This window comes from Streptomyces sp. NBC_00400 (assembly GCF_036048035.1).
Lineage (GTDB): Bacteria > Actinomycetota > Actinomycetes > Streptomycetales > Streptomycetaceae > Streptomyces.
In genome coordinates, this window is the sequence record NZ_CP107940.1 from 5,087,380 (window position 1) to 5,106,733 (window position 19,354).

General features: G+C 73.0%; 18 protein-coding genes. 9 read left to right on the top strand and 9 right to left on the bottom strand.

Annotated elements, in window-relative coordinates; all coding sequences use genetic code 11:
- Positions 1 to 125 precede the first annotated feature (125 nt).
- From OHS81_RS22355 to OHS81_RS22370, 4 genes are all read left to right on the top strand, one after another.
- A complete protein-coding gene (locus OHS81_RS22355; protein WP_328386455.1) occupies positions 126 to 1,163 on the top strand; it encodes a LacI family DNA-binding transcriptional regulator in 1,038 nt (345 codons plus the stop codon).
- 178 nt (positions 1,164 to 1,341) lie between these two features.
- Positions 1,342 to 1,893, top strand: coding sequence for a hypothetical protein (locus tag OHS81_RS22360; protein WP_328386456.1), 552 nt, complete (start codon positions 1,342 to 1,344; stop codon positions 1,891 to 1,893).
- A gap of 13 nt (positions 1,894 to 1,906) precedes the next feature.
- Entirely contained in the window at positions 1,907 to 2,068 is a 162-nt protein-coding gene (locus OHS81_RS22365; RefSeq protein WP_328386457.1) for a hypothetical protein, read from the top strand.
- Positions 2,069 to 2,356: 288 nt separating this feature from the next.
- Positions 2,357 to 3,469 carry a sigma-70 family RNA polymerase sigma factor gene (locus OHS81_RS22370; protein WP_328386458.1) on the top strand — a complete coding sequence of 371 codons (1,113 nt, stop codon included), beginning with the start codon at positions 2,357 to 2,359 and terminating at the stop codon, positions 3,467 to 3,469.
- A gap of 22 nt (positions 3,470 to 3,491) precedes the next feature.
- Here the strand turns inward: OHS81_RS22370 and OHS81_RS22375 are convergent, their stop codons facing one another.
- From OHS81_RS22375 to OHS81_RS22390, 4 genes are all read right to left on the bottom strand, one after another.
- Positions 3,492 to 4,418: an ABC transporter substrate-binding protein gene (locus tag OHS81_RS22375; RefSeq protein ID WP_328386459.1), complete on the bottom strand. Its 927-nt coding sequence runs from the start codon at positions 4,416 to 4,418 to the stop codon at positions 3,492 to 3,494.
- A gap of 75 nt (positions 4,419 to 4,493) precedes the next feature.
- Entirely contained in the window at positions 4,494 to 5,165 is a 672-nt protein-coding gene (locus OHS81_RS22380) for an ABC transporter permease (protein WP_328386460.1), read from the bottom strand.
- 7 nt (positions 5,166 to 5,172) lie between these two features.
- Positions 5,173 to 5,847, bottom strand: a complete 675-nt coding sequence (locus OHS81_RS22385; RefSeq protein ID WP_328386461.1) for an ABC transporter permease — start codon at positions 5,845 to 5,847, stop codon at positions 5,173 to 5,175.
- Positions 5,844 to 7,085: an ABC transporter ATP-binding protein gene (locus OHS81_RS22390; RefSeq protein ID WP_328386462.1), complete on the bottom strand. Its 1,242-nt coding sequence runs from the start codon at positions 7,083 to 7,085 to the stop codon at positions 5,844 to 5,846. The genes OHS81_RS22385 and OHS81_RS22390 overlap by 4 nt, the downstream gene beginning before the upstream one ends.
- A gap of 185 nt (positions 7,086 to 7,270) precedes the next feature.
- Here OHS81_RS22390 and OHS81_RS22395 point away from each other — a divergent pair, with 185 nt between their 5' ends.
- Both OHS81_RS22395 and OHS81_RS22400 read left to right on the top strand, forming a co-directional pair.
- Positions 7,271 to 8,755: an aromatic amino acid ammonia-lyase gene (locus OHS81_RS22395; RefSeq protein ID WP_328391338.1), complete on the top strand. Its 1,485-nt coding sequence runs from the start codon at positions 7,271 to 7,273 to the stop codon at positions 8,753 to 8,755.
- A 158-nt stretch (positions 8,756 to 8,913) separates the two neighbouring features.
- A complete protein-coding gene (locus OHS81_RS22400; protein WP_328386463.1) occupies positions 8,914 to 9,954 on the top strand; it encodes a MurR/RpiR family transcriptional regulator in 1,041 nt (346 codons plus the stop codon).
- 303 nt (positions 9,955 to 10,257) lie between these two features.
- On the opposite strand, the gene OHS81_RS22405 is transcribed toward OHS81_RS22400, so the two are convergent.
- The 5 genes from OHS81_RS22405 to OHS81_RS22425 form a co-directional block, all read right to left on the bottom strand.
- Entirely contained in the window at positions 10,258 to 11,592 is a 1,335-nt protein-coding gene (locus tag OHS81_RS22405; RefSeq protein ID WP_328386464.1) for a diaminopimelate decarboxylase, read from the bottom strand.
- A gap of 279 nt (positions 11,593 to 11,871) precedes the next feature.
- Entirely contained in the window at positions 11,872 to 12,696 is an 825-nt protein-coding gene (locus OHS81_RS22410; RefSeq protein ID WP_328391340.1) for an ABC transporter permease, read from the bottom strand.
- A 143-nt stretch (positions 12,697 to 12,839) separates the two neighbouring features.
- The gene (locus tag OHS81_RS22415; RefSeq protein WP_443058745.1) at positions 12,840 to 13,973 is read right to left on the bottom strand and encodes an ABC transporter ATP-binding protein; all 1,134 of its coding nucleotides are present in this window, start codon (positions 13,971 to 13,973) and stop codon (positions 12,840 to 12,842) included.
- Positions 13,970 to 14,371, bottom strand: a complete 402-nt coding sequence (locus OHS81_RS22420; protein WP_328386465.1) for a transcriptional regulator — start codon at positions 14,369 to 14,371, stop codon at positions 13,970 to 13,972. The genes OHS81_RS22415 and OHS81_RS22420 overlap by 4 nt, the downstream gene beginning before the upstream one ends.
- Complete coding sequence (locus tag OHS81_RS22425; RefSeq protein ID WP_328386466.1) at positions 14,368 to 14,874, bottom strand: hypothetical protein; 507 nt, start codon at positions 14,872 to 14,874, stop codon at positions 14,368 to 14,370. Before OHS81_RS22425 ends, OHS81_RS22420 begins: the two co-directional genes overlap by 4 nt.
- A gap of 220 nt (positions 14,875 to 15,094) precedes the next feature.
- Between OHS81_RS22425 and hutU the strand changes: the two genes are divergently transcribed.
- From hutU to OHS81_RS22440, 3 genes are read left to right on the top strand one after another with little or no spacing between them, the layout of a single operon-like run.
- A complete protein-coding gene (gene hutU / locus OHS81_RS22430) occupies positions 15,095 to 16,765 on the top strand; it encodes a urocanate hydratase (RefSeq protein WP_328386467.1) in 1,671 nt (556 codons plus the stop codon).
- The gene (locus tag OHS81_RS22435) at positions 16,762 to 18,000 is read left to right on the top strand and encodes an allantoate amidohydrolase (RefSeq protein ID WP_443058746.1); all 1,239 of its coding nucleotides are present in this window, start codon (positions 16,762 to 16,764) and stop codon (positions 17,998 to 18,000) included. The genes hutU and OHS81_RS22435 overlap by 4 nt, the downstream gene beginning before the upstream one ends.
- On the top strand, positions 17,991 to 19,346 hold the full coding sequence (locus tag OHS81_RS22440; RefSeq protein ID WP_328386468.1) for a formimidoylglutamate deiminase: 1,356 nt from the start codon (positions 17,991 to 17,993) through the stop codon (positions 19,344 to 19,346). The genes OHS81_RS22435 and OHS81_RS22440 overlap by 10 nt, the downstream gene beginning before the upstream one ends.
- The last annotated feature ends 8 nt before the right edge of the window (positions 19,347 to 19,354 follow it).

Consider the following 19,354-nt stretch of genomic DNA (forward strand, 5'->3'; position numbering starts at 1 on the left):
CGGTTAACCGAGAGTGCTGTCAAGGCCCTGCCGGATCCGGCAGGCCGTTGCCGCCCCCGGGATGCCGCCCGGCGGGCGCCGCATCGTGACCGGCTGCCGCGCCTTCCTTGGGTAGGCTTCCGGACATGGCCAGGCCCAATAAGCGCACCACCCTCCGCGAGGTGGCCGAGGCCACCGGCCTCTCCACCGCGGCCGTCTCCTACGCGTTGCGCGGCAAGCACGTCTCCAAGGAAACCGAGGAGCGGGTGCGCAAGGCCGCCGCCGACCTCGGCTACGAGGCCGATCCGATCGCCCGCGCCCTCGCCAGCGGCCGTACGAGCACGGTCGGTGTGCTCGCGGGCGATCTGCAGGACCTCTGGCAGCAGCAGCTGATGGCGGCGATAGGGCGTGAGCTGCTGGCCGGCGACCGCTATGCGCTGATCCTCGACGCGGGCGGCGACCCCGGACGGGAGCTGTCCCTCGCCAAGCAGCTGCGCGACCAGCGGGTGGACGGCCTGCTGGTCTCGCCCGTCGATCCGTCCGCCGAGGGCTGGTCGGCGATCGCCGACGCCGTGCCGGTGGTCTCCATCGGCGACGCCCTGAGCCGGGCCCGTACGGCGGGCGAGGTGCTTTTCGACAACCGGGCCGGCATCGATGCCGTCCTGGACTACCTCCGGGGGCTGGGGCACCGCAGGGTCACCGTGCTGACCCCCACCGGCCCGTCCACCCCGGACCGCCCCGCCGACGTCTATGTGCGCGAGGCCGCCGACCGGCTCGGCATCGAGGCCGAAGTCCTGCCCTGCCCGCAGGAGTTGGGCGAGGCGACCGCGATGGCCCGCCGGGTCCTGGCCAACAGCCCGGACGGCCGCCGGCCTGCCGGTCCCGTCCCGGTCACCGCCGTCTTCTGCTTCTCCGACTCCATCGCCTACGGCGTCTACGCGGCCGCCGCCGAGGCCTCCCTCACCGTCGGCCGCGACCTCTCGGTCGTCGGCTTCGACGACCACCCCGTCTCCCGGGTCCTCACCCCGCCCCTGACCACCGTCGACTGGGGCCTGAGCGAGATCGCCAAGGAAGCCGCCCGCCTCGCGGTCGCCGCCATCGAGGGCCGCCGGATCCGTCGCAAGCGCATCCTGTGCGCCCCGCGCCTCTCGGAACGGGGCTCGGCGGTGGCGGCGCGGCCGTAGCCGGACACCCGAAGGGCCGTCCTGTGCACCGCCGGTGGCGCCCCGTCAGCTCGCGCGAGGGCCGAACTGCCCCGTAAGCGGCCGGGTTTACCCCGAAATTACTCGCTATGGATCTTGCATTTGCGACGTCACCCGTAGACTGATCAAGGAATCGATCCACACGGGGAAACGGGGATATATGAGGTTCCGTAAGACCGCTGCGACCGCACTCACCGCACTGACCATTGCGGGGGTGGCCGGTCCCGCCTCCGCGCACAGTGCGCCGCATTCCGCGAAATCGGTGAGTTCCGTTAAGGGATTCAAGCTGAAGTCGCTCAGGTCGCCGGACGCCAAAACGCTGACGGCCACCCTCTCCATGCCCGCCGGGTACCACTTCACCGTGGCCGGCAAGAAGCTGGAGCTGGTCGGTCCCGGCCATCGGGCGGTGGGCTCGCTGGGCACCGCCATCAAACTGAAGAACGGCAAGACGGCGCACGTCAGCTACCGCGCCAAGGGCGCCACGGTGACCGTGCGGGCGACCCGCAGCTTCCGGGATCTCGGCGTCACCGCGCGGAGCGTGGCGGCCGAGAGCTACTCGCAGTGCGCCAACGACAAGATCAAGGATTATGTGGTGTCCGGTGGGATAGGCGGCTGTATAGCAGGCGCCGAGACCGGGTGTGCCGCGGGTGCCACGGCGGGGGCTTTCGGAGGCCTGGTCTCCGGCGCGGTGCTTTCGCTTTCCGATTGCTGATGATGGGCAAGAAATGAGAAAGGCGCTGATCGCCGGAGTTCTCGCGGTCGTGGTCGTTTTCGCGCTCACGCACACCGTGTTCTCCGGAATGACGGAACCTGCCCGGCTCGGGCTGAGCATCGTGGCCGGAGCGGTTGTCGGAGGGGTGCTGCGCGGCGTGCAGTTGCGCAGATGATCTGAGAAGCGGGGGCGGGCCGGGCCGTGGTGCCCGGCCCGCCTTTGCGTCGTTCTTCCGTGTCCGGTTCCCGGGGTCTCCCGCGTCCGGTCCCCGGGTCTCACGTGTCAGATCCCGGGGTCTCACGCGTCAGATCCCCGGGTTCTCCTGCGCCCGGTTCCCGGGTTCTCCTGCGCCCGGTTCCCGGCTGCGGAGCCCCGTGCCGGGGAGCAGACTGGTGCCGGATGCTCCGGTAGCGTCGGGCGCGTGTGCCGGCGGTCGGCTGACGGGCGGATGGGTGGGTCCTCGATGAAACGGTCCTCGACGAGCGAAACCACGGCGGACGGCGGGGCCGGGCCGGCGGACGGCGGCACAGGACGCGCGCCCCGGAAGGAGCCCGCGGACCGGAGCGAGCCCGTGGACCGGAGCGAGCCCGTGGACCGGAGCGAGCCCGTGGACCGGAACGAGCCCGTGGACCGGCTGGAGGCCCACCGCACCGAGCTGACCGGCTACTGCTACCGGATGCTGGGCTCGGCGTTCGAGGCCGAGGACGCAGTCCAGGAGACGATGGTGCGGGCCTGGCGGAGCTACGACCGGTTCGAGGGGCGGGCGTCCCTGCGGTCCTGGCTCTACCGGATCGCCACGAATGTGTGCCTCGACCTGCTCAAGGGCGGTCAGCGCCGGGCCCGGCCGATGGATCTCGCCTCCCCGTCGAGCGTGGACACCCCGGTCGGCGCCGGCCTGCCCGAGGCGACCTGGATCGGACCCGTACCGGACCAGCGGGTGCTGGCGTCCGCGGCGGACCCGGCGGAGACCGCCGTCGCCCGGGAGTCGGTCCGCCTGGCGTTCATCGCCGCGCTGCAGCGGCTGGCACCCCGGCAGCGGGCGGTGCTGATCCTCCGGGAAGTGCTCAGCTGGTCGGCGAGCGAGGTCGCCGAGCTGCTGGGAAGCTCGGTCGCCTCGGTCAACAGCGCCCTGCAGCGGGCCCGTGCCACGCTCGCCGCCTCCGGTGACACCGCCGCCGACGTGGCGCGGCAGCCGCTGGACGACGCCCAGCAGGCGCTGCTGCGGCGCTATGTCGACGCTTTCGAACGGTTCGACATGGACGCGCTCACGGCCGTGCTGCACGAGGACTCCACGCTCTCCATGCCGCCGTTCGAGCTGTGGCTGCGCGGCCGCGACGACATCGTGAAGTGGATGCTGGGGCCGGGCTGCGGCTGCGAGGGGTCGCATCTGGTGCCGGTCGCGGCGAACGGCCGGCCGGCGTTCGGGCAGTACCGCGCGGACGGCACGCCCTGGGCGATCCAGGTCATCGAGACGGCGGACGGTCGGATCACCGCACTGCAGTGCTTCCTGGACACCGAGCGGCTGTTCCCGCTGTTCGGCCTGCCGCTCCGCCACGGCGGCCCGCCGCCCGCGTGAGGCGTGCGGCCCCCGCCGGGTCTCAGCTCACCTTGTGCTTCTTCAGCCAGGCGTCGGCCACCCGGTCCGGGTCCTGCTTCTCCTTGTCGACGAGGCGGTTGAGCTCGGTGAGGTCGGCGGTGGTGAGGGTGTTGCCCAGACGGGCCAGGGCCTTGCGGACCTTGGAGTCGGCCTTGCGGGCGGCGATCAGCGGGACGATGTGCTGGGCGGGGATGAGGTGCTTGGGGTCCGCGAGCAGGACCCAGCCGTTCTCCGCGGTGTCGACGTCGGTGGTGAAGACATTGGCGATGTCGATGTCGCCCTTCTTCAGCGCGCCCTTGACCAGCGGCCCGGAGGAGTCCAGCGCCTTGAACTCCTTGAACTCCACCCCGTACTGGTCCTTGAGGCCGACGAGCCCGACGACCCGCTTCTTCATCTCGGCGGCCGCGCCGAACACCAGCTTGCCGTTGACCTTGCGCAGATCGGCGAGTGTCTTGAGGCCGTAGCGGTCGGCGGTCGCGCGGGTCACCGCGAAGCTGTCGCGGTCCTCGGCGGCCGCGTAGGGCAGGATTTCGAGGCCGTCGGGGAGCACCGTGGCCAGCGCGTTCTGCATCGCGCCCGCCTCGGTCTCGGTGGCCTTCTTGTCGAGGTAGAGCAGCAGGCTGCCCTGGTATTCGGGGAGCAGGTCGATATCGCCGGAGCGCAGCGCGGGGACCACGATCTCGCGGGAGCCGAGGTTGGGCTTGACGGTGGCCTTGACCCCGGCGGCGGTCAGCACGCCCGCGTAGAGGTAGCCGAGGATCTGGTTCTCGGTGAAGTTGGCGGTGCCGATGACCAGTCCGCCGGTGCTGCTGCCGCTGTCGCCGCCGGCGCCGTCCCCCTTGAGGGAGGTGATGCCGGAGGAACAGGCGGCCAGCAGCGGGGCCGAGGCGCCGGCGAGGAGAGCGGTCAAGGCGGTACGACGGTTCATGGGCGGGGCTCCTCGGTGCGTACGTAGGGGGCGGGGCGGCAGGTGCTCAGCGTGCGGTGGCCGGGCGGCAGGCGTTCAGCGTGCGGTGGCCGGGCGGCCGCGGAACAGCAGCCGGGTCAGCCCGCCCAGCGCCAGGTCGGCGACGACGGCGAGCACGGCGACCAGGGCCGCACCGCCGAGGACCTGCACCAGGTCGCGCTGCGCCAGCCCGTCGAAGACATAGCGGCCCAGCCCGCCGAAGCTGACGTAGGCGGCGATGGTGGCGGTGGCGACGACCTGCACGGTCGCCAGCCGTACGCCGGTCATGATCAGCGGGAGCGCGAGCGGGAGTTCGACCTGCCACAGGACCTGGCGGCCGCGCAGCCCCACGCCCTTGGCGGCGTCCTTGACCTCGGGGTCGACGGCGGCCATCCCCGCGTACGTATTGGTGATGATCACCGGAACGGCGAGCGCGACCAGCGACACGTACACCGGCCACACGCTCAGCCCGCCCGCGAGGAAGACCAGGGTGACCAGGCCGACGGTGGGCAGCGCCCGGCCGAAGGAGGAGAGGTTGACGGCGAGGAACGCGCCCCGGCCGGTGTGCCCGATGAGCAGGCCGACGGGCAGCGCGATCACGGCCGCGGCCAGGGTGGCGAGCACCGAGTACTCCAGGTGCTCCAGGATGCGCGTGGCGATGCCCTCGGGGCCCGACCACTGGGCCGGACTGGTCAGCCAGGAGGCGAGGTTCTTCAGGAGTTCGAGCATCGGCGCGTCACGCTGCCTTCCGCCACAGAGAGGTGCGCTGCCGGGAGGTGCCGCGCCGCCAGGGGGTGCACAGCCACTGGACGGTCACCAGCAGCGCGTCGGCGACCAGGGCGAGCAGCAGGGTCAGGGCCACGCCGGCGATGACCGGGGTGGGGAAGTTGCGCTGGAATCCGTCGGTGAAGAGCTGGCCGAGGCCGCCGTAGCCGATGTAGCTCGCCACGCTGACCAGGGAGATGGACATGACGGTGGCGACCCGTACACCCGCCATGATCACCGGGAGGGCGAGCGGCAGCTCGACGGTGAGCAGGGTGCGCAGCGGCCCGGTCCCCATCGCCGTCGACGCCTCACGGACCTTGACCGGGACCGCGTCCAGTCCCTCGACGGTGTTCCGTACGAGGACGACCAGGGTGTACGCGGTCAGACCGACGATCGCGGTGGTGCGGGTGAGGCCGGTGACCGGCAGGAGGAGGACGAAGAAGGCGAGGGAGGGGATGGTGTAGAGGATGTTGGACGCGCCCAGGATGACGCCGCGCAGCGGCCGGATCCGGTGGGCGAGGACCGCCAGCGGCAGCGCGATCAGCAGGCCGAGGAGGACGGCGGGCACGGCAGTGGCGAGGTGGTCGGCGGTCAGGCGGGCCATCTCGTCGGCGTGGTCGGGGAACCAGCCCCACTCGATGGTCATGCGGGGCGCTCCGTGGCGGAGGGGGTCTTGGGGGGCCCGGCGTTTGCGGGGGTGTCCTCGGGAGTGTCGTCCGAGTCGGGTGCCTCGGGGGCGGGCGTCCCGGTGGTGGCCTCGGGGGCGGTGGGCCCGGCGGCCGCCGCCCGGCCCGCGTCCGCGTGGCTGCGGCCCGCCCGGTCGTGGATGGCGTCGCGGGAGGTGAGGCCGGTCAGCACCCCGTCGTCGGAGACCCGGACGACGGCGGCGGCGGGGGAGGAGACCGCCTCGTTGAGCGCCGAGAGCAGCGAATCGCTGTCGTGCAGCGGCCGTACGGCCTCCAGCGGGGCCTCGCCGGCCGTCCCGCCGGCGGGCAGCGCGTCGGTGTCCAGCCATCCCAGCGGTTCCCCGCGCGGTGAGGTCACCACTCGCCAGCGGCCGCCGCCGCGGGGTATCCCGCCGACCGGATCGTCGGCGCGTATCGCCCGGCCGGGGGCGTACGGAACGTCCGCGAGGGTGGTGAGCGAGAGCAGCTTGAGCCCGCGCTCGGCGCCCAGGAAGTCGGCGACGAAGTCATCGGCGGGCCGGGCCAGCAGCTTGGCGGGCTCGGCACACTGGACGAGCCGGCCGCCGGTGCGGAAGACCGCGATCCGGTCGCCCAGCCGGACCGCCTCGTCGATGTCGTGGGTCACGAAGACGACGGTCTTGCGCAGCTCCTCCTGGAGCCGCAGCAGCTCGTTCTGCAGCTGGGTGCGCACGACCGGGTCGACGGCGCCGAAGGGCTCGTCCATCAGCAGCACCGGCGGGTCGGCGGCCAGCGCACGGGCGACGCCGACGCGCTGCTGCTGGCCGCCGGAGAGCTGGTGCGGATAGCGCTTGCCGGCGTCGGCGGGCAGGCCGACCAGCTCCAGCAGCTCGGCGGCGCGGGCGCGGGCCTTGCGCTTGCCCCAGCCCAGCAGCAGGGGGACCGTCGCGATGTTGTCCAGGATCGTACGGTGAGGGAAGAGACCGGACTGCTGGATGACATAGCCGATGCCGCGGCGCAGCTCGGCGGCGTCCGCCTCCTGGATGTCGCGGCCGCCGACGCTGATCCTGCCGGAGGTCGGCTCGATCATCCGGTTGACCATCCGCAGGGTGGTGGTCTTGCCGCAGCCCGACGAGCCGACGAGGACGGTGACCCCGCCTTCGGGCAGGTCCAGGGACAGCTCGTCCACGGCGGTGGTGCCATTCGGGTATCGCTTGCTGACTGCGTCGAACTTGATCATCCGCTGCCCCTTGCCCGGCCTGCATAGTGTCATGCAGAGTCATAGGCACGTGAATAGAAGTCAATAGGCGGGAGTGAATCGTCTGATCCCTCGCCTGCTGCTTCGGCTCACCGTACGGAGAGAGGTGTCGGACTTCCGTCCACAAAGCGCGTTATAAGAGGGAGTTGAACCCCTTGGTTTCTCACATGCTGGACACCGGCCGCCCGGCCGGCCGGCGCATCACGCTCGACGGCACCGGCCTGCACAGCGCCGACATCGCCGCCCTCGCGGAGCGCACCGCGCACCCCACGGCGCCCGACCCCAAGGCCTTCGCCCGCGCCGAGGAATCCTGGGAGACCGCACGCCGCCTCGCCGCCACCGGCCGGGTCTACGGGCGCAGCACCGGCGTCGGCGCCAACCGCACGGAGGACGTCGGGGCCGCGGACGCCGAGCACGGACTGCGGCTGCTGCGCAGCCATGCCGGCGCGGTCGGCGACCCGCTGCCCGGCCGCGAGGTCCGCGCCATGCTCGCCGTGCGCGCCAACCAGCTGCTGGCGGGCGGCGCCGGCCTGAACCCCGCCGTCATCACCTCCCTGCTCGCCGCCCTGGACGCCGGCGCGCACCCCGTCGTCAACGAACACGGCGGCGTCGGCACCGGCGACCTGGCCGCGCTCGCCCAGACCGGACTCGCGCTGGCCGGCGAACACCCCTGGCACTGCGCATCCGGCGGCCGGGCCCCCGCCCCCATCGCCCTCGACAACAACGACGCGCTCGCCCTGATCAGCAGCAACGCCCTCACCCTCGGCCAGTCCGCGCTCGCCCTCGACGAACTGCGCCGGCTCCTGGCGGCCTCCCTCCCCGTCGCCGCCCTCTCCCTGCTCGCGGTCGGCGGCTCGTACGAGCCCTTCGCCGAGCCGGTCATGCTCGCCCGCCCGCACCCCGGCTCCGCGGCCGCCGCCACCCGGCTGCGTACCCTCTCCGGCGTCCCGCCCCGCCCGGCCCCGCCCCTCGGCCGTATCCAGGACCCGTACGGCTTCCGCTGCATCCCGCAGATCCACGGCCCGGCGCTGGACGCCGCCGACACCCTGGACGAGGTGCTGACGGTCGAGGTGAACGCCGCCGCCGAGAACCCCCTGATCAGCATCGAGGACCAGGCCGCCTACCACCACGGCAACTTCTACGCCGCCCATACCGCGCTCGCCCTGGACGCCCTCCGGCTGGCCGTGCTGCAGACCGCCCAGCTGTCCACCGCCCGGCTCGCCGCGCTCTCCGAGCCCGACTTCACCCGGCTGCGGCCGTTCCTGGGGGATGCGGCACCGGCCAGCTCCGGCGTGATGATCCTCGAATACGCGGCCGGCGCCGCGCTCGGGGAGATGCGCGCGGTCTCCCAGCCGGCCTCGCTCGGCCATGCCGTCCTCTCCCGCGGCGTCGAGGAACAGGCCAGTTTCGCCTCCCTGGGCGCGCGCCAGAGCCTGCGCGCCGGTACGCACTACCGCCAGGTCCTCGCCTGCGAACTGGTCGCCACCGTACGGGCCCTGCGGATGCGCTCCCTGGAACCCGACCCGGACATCCCGCTCGCCGCCGCCTATGCCTTCGCCGCCGACGCCCTCGACCCGCGGATGGAGGACCGGCCGCTGACGGATGACGTGGCCGTCGCGGCGCGGCTGCTGGACGGGCTGGCGGAGCTGTAGCGGAGCGGGGCTTCGGGCGGGCAGTGACGGGCTCGGGGGCGTGGTGCGCTTACGGCCGGATCGCGGCGCGTAGCGCGGACCGGAGCGGGCCAGGAATTCCGTACAGTCGGTCGACACAGGACAGGACAGGCCCCCGACCGGGCCGGGAAGAAGAGGCGATGAGCGGGGACGGGGACAACGGCGGCGGCATCGGCGACGTGACCGGCGACGTGACCGGCGACGTGACAGGCGACGGGCCGCGGGACAGGAGCAGGGGCACCACCGGGAGGGACGCCACCGGCATCGAGGTCACCGGCATCGAGGCCACCGGCTTGGGGGCCACCGGCAGGGAGGTCACCGGCAGGGAGGCCGGTATCTCCGGTGCGGACACCGGTACGGCCGCCCGCCTCCAGAAGCTCTTCGAGGGCCACCGGCTGACCCCCACCCAGCGGCGGATCGCCCACTGCATGGTGCGCCGGGCCGCCGACGCACCCTTCCTCTCCAGCGTCGAACTGGCCGAACTGGCCGGGGTCAGCCAGCCGTCCGTCACCCGCTTCGCCGTAGCCCTCGGCTTCGACGGCTACCCGGCGCTGCGCCGCCATCTGCGCGAGGTCGCCCCCACGGACAAGCCCGGCGACACCGGCTCCTACAACGAGTACCAGCAGGCCGTCCAGGCGGAGATCGACAACCTCCGCCGGCTCGCCGGCGCCCTCGCCGACCCCGCACCGGTGGTCGAGGCCGGCCGCCTCTTCGCCGCCTCCCGGCCGCTTCCCGTCCTCGGCCTGCGCGCCGCCACCGCCCAGGCCGCCGGTTTCAGCTACTTCGCCCGTAAGGTCCACCCCGACGTCCGGCTGCTGGACGAGGGCGGCACCATGCTCACCGACCGCATCGATGCCGCGGTACGCGCCGGCGCGAGCGCCCTCCTCTGTTTCGCCCTGCCCCGCCACCCCCGCGAGGTCGTCGACGCACTGGAATACGCCCGCACCGCCGGCCTGACCGTCGTCACCGTCGCCGACAGCGCCTTCGCCCCCGTCGCCCACCACACCGACCTCCTGCTCCCGGCCCCCGTCGGCACCGGCCTGGCCTTCGACACGGCCTGCGCGCCCATGCTCCTGGGCCGCGTACTGCTGGAGGCGATGTGCGACGCGCTTCCGGACGCCCAGGCCCGGCTGGAGGAATTCGACGCGGCGGCGGCGGCGCGGGGGCTGTTCGTGGAGTGAGGCGAGGAGGGAGTGAGAGGGCCGCCGGGAGAGACCTGGTGCGGCCCGTGGGCCCCTCCCGCCGCCGGTACAGGTGTGCCGGACAGGCCGGTGCAGGTGTGCCGGACAGGTGGGAACGGAGCGGTCTCGGGGCGAGGAGGTCCCTGACCGGGACGGCCGCGGGCGATGCCCGGCCCGGCGGGGCACGGCGAGCGGGAGCGCGGACCGGCGCGCCCCGGGCCGGGGGAGTACGGGCCGGCCGCTGAGGGGCGCGCGGCGGCGGGCAACCCGGCGGACGGGCTTCCTCTGCCGGGTGCCCGCCGCCTACTGCTTCCCGAGCTCGCCCAGCGACTTCGCGTGCGCACCACCGCTCTCCGCGGTCAGTTCCTCCAGGGTCTGCGGGGTGCGGACGGTCGCGAAGCGGACGCCGCCGTCCGCGTCCGCCGCATAGCCGTAAATCCCGGGGCGGGGGAGGGAGTTGTAGGCGAAGTGGGTGGAGAAATAGTAGGCGCCGGTGTCCAGGAGGGCGGCGTGGTCGCCGGCCTCCAGGCGGGGGAGCGGACGGTTCTCCGCGACCAGGTCACCCGCGAAGCAGCACGGCCCCGCGATGTCCTGGGCGACCGGCGCGCCCGTCTTGGGGCGCCCCTCGGCGTCATAGGCCGCGACCCGGATCGGCCAGGCCTCGGGGACGAAGACCGTACGGGTGGCGACCTGGGCACCGGCGTGGGTGACGGCGATGGGGCGGCCGCCGGCCGACTTGGCGTACTCGACCCGGGCGAGGACCGTGCCGTGCTTGGCCAGCAGTGAGCGGCCGAACTCGGTGACGAGCCCGTAGCGCCCGGACAGCAGGCCGGGGACGGTCGCGTGCAGCAGCGCGGCGTACTCGCGGTAGGTCGGGGTGGTGGCGTCCGAGGAGAAGTTCACCGGCAGGCCGCCGCCGATGTCGAGGGTGTCGATCTGGCGCCGGCCGGCCTTCTCGTTGATCTCCTCGGCGAGGTGGTACAGGGCCGTGACGCCCGCGGCCATCAGCTCCAGGGGCATGCCCTGGGAGCCGACATGACCGTGCAGCCGGGTCAGCCACGGGCGGGCGAGGAAGGCCTGTACGACCCAGTCGCGGGCACCCTCGTCTCGCAGCCCGACGCCGAACTTCGAGGTGTCCGTGGCGGTGCTCATCGCCCCGATGCTGCCGCCGCCGATCTGGGGGTTGACCCGCAGGCCGATGGGCGCGCTGCTCGGCGCCGAGGTCATCAGCGCGTCGATCCGAGCCAGCTCCTCGGGGTTGTCGGCGTTGACGGCGATCCCGAGGGCCAGCGCCTCGCGCAGCTCGGCGAGGGTTTTGGCCGGCGAGTCCAGGACGGTCCGGGCGACCGGTACCCCGGCGGCACGGGCCAGCGCCAGCTCGCCGGGGCTGGCCACCTCGCAGCCGAGCCCTTCCTGCGCGAGCAGCCGCAGTACGGGGACGAGTGAGGCGGCCTTCACCGCGAAGGCGTGCAGGATCGGGGTGCCCGGCGCGGTGAACTCCTCGAAGGCGGCGCGGAGTTCGGCCGCCGACCGGCGGATCCCGGCGATGTCGAGCAGTCCGGCAACGGGCTCGCCGGGGCCTACCAGCCCGCGCGCGATGGCTGCCTGAATGGCACGGTCTCGCTCCGTGAAGTTCATGGCTCAACTCCATCATTGGGTGGGGGTGTGACGCCAACCGGGAGCCGGACCCTGGGCCAACCGGGAGCCGGACCCTGGGCCAACCGGGAGCCGGACCCTGGGCCAACCGGGAGCCGGGCCCTGGACCGTCCGTCTCCGCCCGGACCGTCCTTCTCCGTCTGGACCGTCCGTCTCTGTCTGGACGGTCCCCTCTCCCGCGCAGTCCGCCTCCGTCCGGACGGGCCGCCTCGCTCGGCCCGTCCGTCCCCGACCGGACGGGCCGGAGGGGGCGGCTCCGGCTCAGGCCGTCCGGCTGCCGCTCCACCCCGCCTTGCGGTGGCGTTCGGAGAGGCGGGAGCCGGACTCGCGGCGGGCGGCACGGCGCAGGAGCGGGACGGCGAGCAGGAAGCCGAGAACGGCCCAGGCGGTGAGTATCAGCGCCACGGTCGGCAGCTCCCAGGAGCCGGCCGGTTCCGCGGCGCGCGCGGCGTCCGGCAGGAGGGCCGAGCGCAGGCCCTGGGCCATCCACTTGAGCGGGAAGACCGAGGCGATCTTCTGGACCGGCACGGGCAGCGAGGTGAGCGGGAACATGGCGCCCGAGGTGATCAGCAGACCCATCGAGGGCAGCATGATCAACGCAAGCGCCTCACGGGGGTTCGGCAGCACGGCGCCGATGGCCGCCCCCAGCGGGACGACGGCGAGCAGCCCGAGCGCGCAGACCCACAGCAGCGTCAGCCACCCGCCGGGCCCGTGCGGCAGCGGGCCGTCCACCAGCACCGCGGCCGCTCCCAGCAGGACGACCAGGGTCCCGAACGCCATGGCGACCACCAGCAGGGACTTGGCGACGAGGTAGGCGGGTATGCCGCCGGGGGTGGCGCGCAGCCGCAGCAGAGCGCCTTCCTCGCGCTCGGTCACCAGGATCTGCGGGAGATTGACCAGCCCGATCTGGAACAGCAGGTAGGCGGCGAAGCCCGCGAGCGTCAGATGGGCCATCGGGACCCGGGTGCCGGGGACCTGGTCACTGATATAGCCGGCGAGCAGCAGCGCGACGACGACGTTGACCAGATGGCCGCTCAGCTCCTTGGGGCTGCGGACGAGGTGACGGAGTTCGATGCCGCCGCGCAGGAGGCCGGCGCGCCAGTAGCGACGGCGGCGCCATCCCGTCCCCGCGGTGGCGCCGGCCGTGGCCGCCCGTCCCGCCGTGTCCTCCCCCTGGGGCGTGCCCGTCACCACGGCCGCTTCTGTCGAAGTCGTCACTCCGGTCCCCCTCATGCTTGCTGCTCCCCCTTCTCCCCACCGGAGGTCTCTGCGTCCGAGGCCTCTGCGCCGGAAGCCCCCCTGCCCGGGGCCGGTGCCCCGCTCGGAGTCTTGGCCCCGCCCGAGGCCTCGGCCCCGCCCGCACCCCTGACCCCTGCCCCTGCCCGGGCTCCGTCCCCGCCCCCGGCTCCGTCCTCCCGGTGCACCATGTGCAGGTAGGTGTCCTCCAGCGTCGGGCGGCGGACCTCCAGGTCGGCCACCGGTCCCTGTGTGTCCCGGTGGAGCTCCCAGACCAGCCGGGAGGGGTCCTCGGTGCGTTCCCGGCGTGCCGTGCCGTCGGCCGCCGTCCAGCGGACCTCGGCCTGCGCGGCGGCTCGACGGGCCAGTTCCGCCGGGGTGCCGCCGGCCCGGATCCGGCCGCTGACCAGCACGGCTATCCGGTCGGCCAGCCGCTCGGCCTCCGCCAGATCGTGGGTGGTGAGCAGGACAGTGACGCCCTCGTCGCGGGCGAGCCGTTCGACCAGGTCGTGGAAGTCGCGCCGGGCCTCGGGGTCGAAGCCGGTGGTCGGCTCGTCCAGGAAGAGGAGTTCCGGGCGGCCGACGATCGCCAGTGCCACGTCGAGGCGCCGGCGCTGTCCGCCGGAGAGCCGGTCGACCTGCTGCCCGGCCTGCTCGGTGAGGCCCACCAGGGCCAGCAGCTCCACGGGATCGCGGGGAGCGGGGTAGTACAGGGCGAAGTGCCTCAGCAGCTCGGCCACCTGCCAGCGGCGGTGGTCGCGCCAGGACTGCAGGACCAGGCCGATCCGGGCACGCCAGGCGTCGTCGCCGCGCGTCGGGTCCGTCCCCAGGACGGTGACCTCCCCGGCGGAGCGCTGCCGGAAGCCCTCCAGGATCTCGACGGTGGTGGTCTTTCCCGCACCGTTGGGGCCGAGCAGCGCAAAGATCTCGCCGCGGTGGATGTCCAGATCGATGCCGTGCAGGACGTGCGTGCCGCCGTACGACATCCTCATGTCGCGTACCCGGATGACGGGCCGGCCGGCGGATCCGCCGGGCCCCGCGGCGGACGGAGCGGTCGCGGACCGAGGGACGGCCGGCTCCGGAACGGTCGTGGACGGGGCGACGGCCGGCTGCTCGGTTGTCGTCATCGACCCGCCTCCGCGTGCTGTTGCTGTTGCCCTGTCCCGGTGGCCGCCGCCGTGGTCTCCGCCGACGGCGCGGACTCCGTCGCCGGCGCGGTCGACGCCGCGGGCCCGGCGCCCTCGACGATGGCCCGCAGCGCGGCCACATGTCCCTCGAAGGCGGTCCGGCCGCGGTGCGTCAGCCGCACCTTGGTGCGCCGCTTGCGGCCGCCGCCCTCCTTGCGGATCTCCAGATACTCCGCCTCTTCCAGGGTGTGCAGCTGTTTGGAGAGTGCGGAGTCGCTGAGCGAGAGGCTGTCGCGGATGAAGGGGAAGCCGGCCCACTCCGTGGCGGCGAGCAGTGCCACCACGGACAGCCGGGTGGAGGGGTGGATCAGTTCGTCGAAGCCGCTCGGGGTGCTCATCGGCCTGCTTCCTTCCGGAGGGTTCTCGTACCGCGGTCGCGCAGTGAGCCGACCGCCCAGCGGTTCGCCGGTCCGACGAAGAGGACGAAGACGCCCGCCGAGACGGTGGCCTGGATCAGGCTGCCGAAGGGCAGTGCCAGCCAGTCGACGAGCCGGCCGGAGCCCAGGATGGTCACCAACGTCACCGCCATGCCCGCGAAGAAGATGGCGAACGACCGCCAGCTGTGACGCGAGCGGTGCAGGCGCATCCGGGTCCTGCGGTTGTAGATCACGGCCAGCGAGCCGAGCAGGGCGACATAGGCCGTGAGTACCAGCCAGAACGCCCACCCGGGCAGATCGAGGCCCGAGACGGCGACGAACACCCACATCACCGCAGCCGTGGCGTAGGCCGACCCCGCGTCGTTCCGGGCGGTTCGCTCGATCTCGTCGTACACCCGCTCCTGCGGCACCCGGATGCGCTGCAGATCCTTCCAGGCCTGTTCGGCATCGACTGATGTGCTCATGGCCATCGCCTCCCCAAGGCGGTCCAGGCATTCCCCGTTGACTTGCCTACTGGGAAAGTTAGCTCAGGCTTTCCCAGTAGGCAAGTCAAAAAATGTCCGGCGGGTTGGCCGGTTCGTGCGGCTCGCGGCGAGCGGCCCACCGCGCCCTGTTGACTAGAGCTATTCATCAACCTCAATATGTGAATAGCTCAATCCATTCGACGTCAGGGAGGCACGGCCCATGTCGGGACCGCGACCCGTGCGGGCACCGCGCGGTACGGAGCTGAGTGCTCGGGGATGGCAGCAGGAAGCCGCGCTGCGCATGCTGCAGAACAACCTCGATCCGGAGGTGGCCGAACACCCGGACCAGCTCGTCGTCTACGGCGGCACGGGCAAGGCCGCACGTGACTGGCGCTCCTTCGACGCCATGGTGCGCACGCTCACCACGCTGAAGCAGGACGAGACGATGCTCGTCCAGTCCGGCCGGCCGGTCGGCGTGATGCAGACGCACGAATGGGCGCCGCGGGTGCTCATCGCCAACTCCAACCTCGTCGGCGACTGGGCCAACTGGGAGGAGTTCCGCCGCCTGGAAGCCCTCGGGCTGACCATGTACGGCCAGATGACCGCCGGTTCGTGGATCTACATCGGCACCCAGGGCATCCTCCAGGGCACCTATGAGACCTTCGCGGCCGTCGCGGCGAAGAAGTTCGGCGGCACGCTGGCCGGGACGATCACGCTCACCGCCGGCCTCGGCGGTATGGGCGGCGCCCAGCCGCTCGCCGTCACCATGAACGACGGCGTCGCGATCTGCATCGACGTCGACCCGCGCGCCATCGAGCGCCGGATCGAGCACCGCTACCTGGACGTGAAGGCGGACAGCCTCCAGCACGCCCTCCAGCTCGCCGTCGAGGCCCGCGACCGGCGCAAGCCGCTCTCCATCGGCCTGCTCGGCAACGCCGCGGAGCTGCTGCCGCAGATGCTCGCCGAGGGTGCGCCGATCGACATCGTCACCGACCAGACCAGCGCCCACGACCCGCTGGCCTACCTTCCGGCCGGCATCGACTTCGACGACATGGCCGCCTACGCCGCCGAGAAGCCCGCCGACTTCACCCAGCGGGCCCGCGAGTCGATGGCCCGGCACGTCGAGGCCATGGTCGGCTTCATGGACGCCGGCGCCGAGGTCTTCGACTACGGCAACTCGATCCGCGGCGAGGCCCAGCTCGCCGGATACGAGCGGGCCTTCGCCTTCCCCGGCTTCGTCCCCGCCTATATCCGGCCACTGTTCGCCGAGGGCAAGGGGCCGTTCCGCTGGGCCGCGCTGTCCGGCGACGCCCGCGACATCGCCGCGACCGACAAGGCGATCCTGGACCTCTTCCCGGAGAACGAGTCGCTGGCCCGCTGGATCAAGCTGGCCGGCGAGCGGGTGCACTTCCAGGGGCTGCCCGCCCGGATCTGCTGGCTCGGCTACGGCGAGCGCGACAAGGCCGGCGAGCGGTTCAACGAGATGGTCGCCGACGGGACGCTCCAGGCCCCGCTGGCCATCGGCCGCGACCACCTCGACTGCGGCTCCGTCGCCTCGCCCTACCGCGAGACCGAGGCCATGAAGGACGGCTCGGACGCGATCGCCGACTGGCCGCTGCTCAACGCCATGGTCAATGTCGCCTCCGGTGCCTCCTGGGTCTCGCTGCACCACGGCGGCGGCGTCGGCATGGGCCGCTCGATCCACGCCGGCCAGGTCACCGTCGCCGACGGCACCGCGCTGGCCGGCGAGAAGATCCGCCGGGTGCTCACCAACGACCCCGGCATGGGCGTCATCCGGCATGTAGATGCGGGCTACGAGCGGGCCGACGAGGTGGCCGCCGAGCGCGGCGTCCGCATCCCGATGCGCGAGGGCGAAGGCGAGGGCGCGTGACCGCCTCGTTCCACGAGATGTGGGAGGAGTTGCGGCCGCTGGGCCGCGACTCCTCCTCCGGGGGCTACCGCCGCTACGCCTGGACCGGCGCCGACGCCGACTGCCGGGCGTGGTTCCGGGACCGGGCCGAGAGCCGTGGACTCGCCTACGAACTGGACCGCAACGGCAACCAGTGGGCCTGGCTCGGCGCCACCGGCTACCGGGACGTGGACCCGGGCGACGCCGTCGTCACCGGCTCGCACCTGGACTCCGTGCCCGACGGCGGCGCCTTCGACGGCCCGCTGGGCGTCGTCTCCTCTTTCGCCGCGCTCGATGAACTCCGCCGGAGGGGAGCGGAGTTCGACAAGCCCCTGGCGATCGTCAACTTCGGCGACGAGGAAGGCGCCCGCTTCGGCCTGGCCTGCGCCGGCTCCCGGCTCGCGACCGGAGCGCTGACCCCCGAGGCCGCGCACCGGCTGCGCGACGGCGAGGGCATCACCCTCCCGCAGGCCATGGAGCGCGCCGGATACGACCCGGAGGCCATCGGCCCGGACCCCGAACGGCTCGCCCGGATCGGCGCGTTCGTCGAACTCCACGTCGAGCAGGGCCGTGCCCTGGACCTGTCCGGTGATCCGGTCGGTATCGCCTCCGCCATCTGGCCGCACGGCCGCTGGCGTTACGACTTCCACGGCGAGGCCAACCACGCCGGCACCACCCGCCTGGAGGACCGCCGCGACCCCATGCTCAGCTACGCCGCGACCGTGCTCGCCGCCCGCGAGCAGGCCCGGCTGGCCGGTGCCGTGGCCACCTTCGGGAAGATCAGCGTGGAGCCCAACGGCGTCAACGCCATCCCCTCGCTGGTCCGCGGCTGGCTGGACTCCCGCGCCCCCGACCAGGACACCCTGGACACCGTGATCACCGGGATCGAGCAGGCCGCCGCCGAGCGCGCCGCCCGCGACGGGGTGGAGCTGGCCGTCGTCCGCGAATCCTTCACCCCCGTCGTGGAGTTCCAGCACGCCCTGCGGGACGAGCTGAGTGCGATCCTCGGCAAGTCGGGGGAGCGGACCGTGCCCGTCCTGGGCACCGGCGCCGGGCACGACGCGGGTATTTTGTCCGGAACGGTGCCCACGGCGATGCTGTTCGTCCGCAACCCCACCGGGGTGTCACACTCGCCCGCCGAGGCGGCGGACGAGGACGACTGCGCCGCCGGGGTCACCGCACTCGCCGACGTACTGGAGGGGCTGGCGTGCCGCTGACGACGCAGGCAACACCGACGACGTACTGGCTCGAACACGCCTGGCTCGGCACCCACGCCGAGCCGGGCGTGACGGTGGACACCGCCGACGGCCGGATCACCGCCGTCCGCACCGGTACGGACACTCCACCGCCCGGTGCCACCACGCTGCGCGGCCTGACCCTCCCCGGCCTCGCCAACGCCCACTCGCACGCCTTCCACCGCGCCCTGCGCGGCGTCGTCCAGGTCGGCACCGGCACCTTCTGGACCTGGCGCGAGGTGATGTACAGCGTCGCCGACCGGCTCACCCCCGACACCTACTACGCCCTCGCCCGCGCCGCCTACGCCGAGATGGCGCTGGCCGGCATCACCTGCGTCGGCGAGTTCCACTACCTCCACCACGCGCCGGGCGGTACCCGCTACGACGACCCCAACGCCATGGGCGAGGCGCTGATCACCGCCGCCGCCGACGCCGGTATCCGGATCACCCTCCTGGACACCGCCTATCTCTCGGCCGGTTTCGGTGCCCCGCCCGACCACCACCAGCTGCGCTTCAGCGACGGCACCGCCGAGCGCTGGGCCGAACGCGCCGACGCGCTCAAGGAGCGCGCCCACGCCCGCATCGGCGCCGCCATCCACTCCGTACGCGCCGTCCCCGCAGGCCGGCTCGGCACCGTCGCGGACTGGGCCCGCGAACGGCAGGCCCCGCTGCACGTCCACCTCTCGGAGCAGACCGCCGAGAACGACGCCTGCCGCGAGGCCCACGGCTGCACCCCCACCCGGCTGCTGGCCGACCACGGTGCGTTGGGCAGCCGTACCACCGCCGTGCACGCCACCCACCTCACCACCGAGGACATCGAGCTGCTCGGTGACTCCCACACGGGCGTGTGCATGTGTCCCACCACCGAACGCGATCTGGCCGACGGCATCGGCCCGGCCGCCCGGCTCCAGGGCCGCGGCAGCCCGCTGTCCCTCGGCAGCGACAGCCACGCCGTCATCGACCTGCTCGAAGAGGCCCGCGCCATGGAGCTGGACGAACGGCTGCGCACCCGCACCCGCGGGCACTGGACGGCCGCCGCCCTGCTGCGTGCCGCGACCGCCGACGGTCATGCCGCCCTGGGCTGGGACGACGCCGGCGCCCTGGAGACCGGCGCGCTCGCCGACTTCACCACGATCGCACTGGACTCCGTACGCACCGCCGGACCACCGCCCCGGCTGGCCGCCGAAACGGCTGTATTCGCCGCCTCCGCGGCGGACGTACGGCACACCATCGTCGGCGGCCGGCAGATCGTCCGGGACGGTGTGCACACCCTTGTCCCCGACGTACCCACCGCCCTCGCAGAGTCCATCGCCGCGGTACGCGGCTGAAGGAGAAC